Annotated in this window: 1 protein-coding gene; it reads right to left on the bottom strand. The window is 70.7% G+C overall.

Annotated features, from left to right (window positions below; translation table 11 throughout):
- Positions 1–4,378 (bottom strand): type I polyketide synthase (locus ACH4S7_RS36475; protein ID WP_398525734.1); only part of this gene is annotated, 4,378 nt, incomplete at both ends.

The raw sequence follows: 4,378 nt of genomic DNA, 5'->3' as shown, positions 1-4,378 counted from the left end.
CCCCATGCACCACCACCGCATGACGCGCCACCACAGCACCCAACCCACCCGTACCACCCGTCACCAACACCACACCATCACCCAAACCACCCGTGATGTCGGCACCAGCTCCGGCCACCGGAACGCGCGCGAGCCGAGGTACGCGTATCTCGCCCTCGCGCAGCGCGAACTCGGCCTCCTGGAGTTCGGCCAGATGACGCAGCGCGTCGGTCGACGGGTCGGTCCCATCGGTGTCCACCAGCAGGAAGCGGCCGGGAGTCTCGGCCATGGCCGAGCGGACCAGACCCCAGACCGGAGCCAGATCCAGTGCGGTGAGCGATTCATCGTCGGAGACCGAGACGGCACCGTGTGTCAGCACCACGAGCCGGGAGCCGTCGAACCGGGAGTCGTCGTTCCACTGCTGGATCGTCGCCAGGACCTGACCGAGGTTCTCCCGTACCGCTTCCGGTACGTCACTTCCCTCAGCCATCCGGCTGCCCAGCGGCAGGACGACGAGGTCCGGAACGGTGTCCGCGTCGGCGGCGGCCAGGTCGGCGAGCGAGGCGTACGCGGTCGTACGGCCGAAGCCCGCGAGGTCGCCCAGTTCCGCGACCGGCTCGCCGAGAAGCGCCCAGCGGACATCAGCGGTCGCGGCCGGGGCGGTCGTGGCGGTCCACTCCATCCGGAAGAGCGACTGGTGCTGAGTTGCCGAGGCTTCGGACAGTTGGTCCGCGGTGACGGGACGGGTGACCAGCGACTGAACAGTGGCCACGGGGCGGCCGGTGCTGTCGGCGAGGTCGAGCGCGTATCCGTCCTTGCCGGTCGCGACGATCCGTACCCGCAGCGCGGACGCGCCGGCGGCGTGCAGCGAGACACCGCTCCACGCGAACGGCAGATGCGTGCCCTCGGCGCTCTCCTGATCGAGGTAGTCGGTGGCGTGCAGCGCAGCGTCCAGCAGCGCGGGGTGCAGCCCGAACGCCGAAGCGTCCACCTGCGCGGCCTCCGGCAGCGTGATCTCCGCGAAGACCTCCCGGCCCTTGCGCCAGGCGGCCGTCAGCCCCTGGAAGACGGGTCCGTACCCGTAGCCCTGGCTCGCCAGTCCGGCGTAAGCGTCACTCACATCGACCGCCCGCGCACCAGCCGGCGGCCATGCGGTGAGGTCGAATCCGGGCTCCTCGGCGGCGGCCATGAGCGCGCCGGTCGCGTGGCGGACCCAGGTGTCATCCGCGCTCTCTTCCTCCACGCGGGAGTAGACGCTGACGGTACGGACACCGGACGTCTCCAGTGCGCCGACGACGACCTGGAGCTGCACCGCGCCCCGGTCGGGCACGACCAGCGGGGCCTCCAGCGTCAGTTCCTCCAACCGGCCACAGCCGACCTCGTCACCGGCACGGACCGCCAGCTCCACAAAGCCCGTACCCGGAAGCAGCGTCACCCCCGCGACCTGGTGATCCGCCAACCAGGGGTGGGTGTGCAACGACACCCGACCGGTCAGCACCACACCATCGCCACCGGCCAGACCCACCACGGCACCCACCAAGGGGTGCTCCGCGGCGGTCTGGCCCAGACCCGAAGCATCCGTCACCGAACGGCCGGCCTCCAGCCAGAACCGGCGACGCTGGAAGGCGTACGTCGGCAGCTCGACCCGCCGGCCGCCTTCGACCAGCGACTCCCAGGCGACCGGGACACCGCGTACGGCGAGACGGGAGAGACCAATCAGGAACTCCCGCACCTCGGCGCGGTCCCGGCGCATCAGCGGCGCGCACTCCACATCAGCGCCCTCGGGCAGGGACGTCCGGGCCATCCCGCTCAGCACACCGTCCGGACCGATCTCCAGGAACGACGACACACCAGCGGCGAGCAGGGTCTCCACCCCGGCACCGAAACGAACCGCCTCACGAACATGCCGCACCCAGTAACCCGGCGTCGACAACTCGCTCCCGACAACTGATCCCGACACAACCGGGATGGCGGGAGCCTTGTACGAGAGCCCCTCCACGACGGTGGCGAAGTCGGCGAGCATCGGCTCCATCAGCGGTGAGTGGAAGGCGTGGCTGACGTCGAGCCGCTTGGTCTTCGCACCCCGCTCCCGGAGTACGTCCACTACGCGGGCGACACCGGCCTCGGTGCCGGAGACGACCACGGCGTCGGGGCCGTTGATCGCGGCGATGGAGGCGTCCTCCACCCCCTCCAGGAGGGCAAGCACATCCTCCTCGGTGGCCTGCACCGCCACCATCGCCCCACCCTCCGGCAGCGCATCCATCAACCGACCACGAGCCGCGACCAGGGACACCGCGTCCTCAAGCGAGAACACCCCGGCGACGTGTGCGGCAGCGATCTCACCCACCGAATGCCCAGCGACAAAGTCCGGCACCACACCGAACGACTCCACCAACCGGAACAGCGCCACCTCGACGGCGAACAACGCAGCCTGCGCATACACGGTACGGGTCAGCAGGGCGGCCTCGGCCGAACCCTCCTCGGCGAACAACACCTCACGCACCGCAACCCCGGCACGCTCCAACAAGCCACACGTCTGCTCAAGAGACGCCGCAAACACCGGGAATTCGGCCGCGAGTTCCCGACCCATGCCGACCCGCTGCGCACCCTGCCCCGTGAACAGGAACGCCAACCGACCCTCGGCGACCCGACCCGTCACCACACCCGGCGCCTCGGCACCGGACGCCAACGACTCCAGAGCCGCGAGCAACTCCGCACGCGACTCCCCCACCACCACACCACGATGGTCGAGGTCGGCACGGGAGACACCGAGTGAGTACGCCACATCCACCACCGACACATCACCGGCGGCGGAGACGAACGACGACAGGGCCTGGGCCTGGCCGCGCAGTGCGTCGGCCGACTTGGCCGAGATGGACCACGGGACCGGGAGTGCCGGAAGGGCGCGCGTCGGCTCCTCTTCGACGGCGGGTGCCTGCTCGACGATGACGTGCGCGTTCGTGCCGCTCACACCGAACGACGACACACCGGCGCGGCGCGGACGGCCGGTCTCCGGCCAGTCGCGCGTCTCCGTCAGCAGCTCCACGGCGCCGGCGGACCAGTCCACGTGCGGCGACGGCTCGGTGACATGCAGCGTCTTCGGCAGCACACCGGCCCGCATCGCGAGCACCATCTTGATCACACCGGCAACACCGGCGGCGGCCTGCGTGTGACCCACGTTCGTCTTGACGGAGCCGAGCCAGAGCGGCTGGTCCGCGTCCCGCTCCTGGCCGTAGGTGGCCAGCAGCGCCTGGGCCTCGATCGGGTCACCGAGCGTGGTGCCGGTGCCGTGCGCCTCGACCGCGTCGACGTCCGACGTCGTCAGACCGGCGCTGGCCAGTGCCTGGCGGATCACCCGCTGCTGCGAAGGACCGTTCGGCGCCGTCAGACCGTTACTCGCACCGTCCTGGTTCAGCGCCGAACCACGGATGACCGCGAGTACCTCGTGCCCGTTCTTCCGCGCGTCCGACAACCGCTCCAGGACCAGGACGCCGACGCCCTCGCCCCAGCCGGTGCCGTCGGCGTCCGCCGAGAACGCCTTGCACCGACCGTTGGGAGCGAGGCCGCGCTGGAGGCTGAAGTCGACGAAGGTCTCCGGCGTCGACATGACGGTCACGCCGCCGGCCAGGGCGAGCGAGCACTCGCCCTGCCGCAGGGCGTGGGCCGCCCAGTGCATGGCGACGAGGGAGGAGGAGCAGGCGGTGTCGATCGTGACCGCCGGGCCCTCCAGACCCAGCGCGTAGGAGACCCGGCCGGAGACGATGCTGCCGAGCGTGCCGTTGGCGATGTAGCCCTCGACGTCCTCGGCGAGCCGGGCGCCGCCGTTGCCGTAGTCGGTCTGCATGACTCCGGCGAAGACGCCGGTCTGCGTGCCGCGCAGGCTGTTCGGGTCGATGCCCGCCCGCTCGATGGCCTCCCAGGACGTCTCAAGGAGCAGTCGCTGCTGGGGGTCCATGGCGAGGGCCTCGCGCGGCGAGATCCCGAAGAACTCGGGGTCGAACTCGGCCGCGTCGTGCAGGAAGCCGCCCTCGCGGGCGTACGTCTTCCCGGACACGCCGGGCAGCGGGTCGTAGATGCCTTCGATGTCCCAGGCGCGGTTGTCGGGGAAGGGGGTCACGGCGTCGCTGCCGTTGGAGACCAGTCGCCACAGGTCCTCGGGGGTACGGACGTCGCCGGGGAAGCGGCAGCCCATGCCGACGATGACCACGGGGTCGTCATCGGTTCCGGTGACGGTGGGGGCCTCGGTGGGCGGCAGGGCGGGGGCGTTGGCCGCCTCCTCGCCGAGCAGGGCGACGATGACGTATTCGGCGAGGGCTTGGGGGGTGGGGTAATCGAAGATCAGCGTCGCCGGCAGCCGCAGCCCCGTCTCACCATTCAAACGATTCCGCAGCTCAACCGC

This window comes from Streptomyces sp. NPDC020965 (assembly GCF_044333555.1).
Classification (GTDB): Bacteria; Actinomycetota; Actinomycetes; order Streptomycetales; family Streptomycetaceae; genus Streptomyces.
This window is presented reverse-complemented; position numbering and strand designations above follow the sequence as displayed.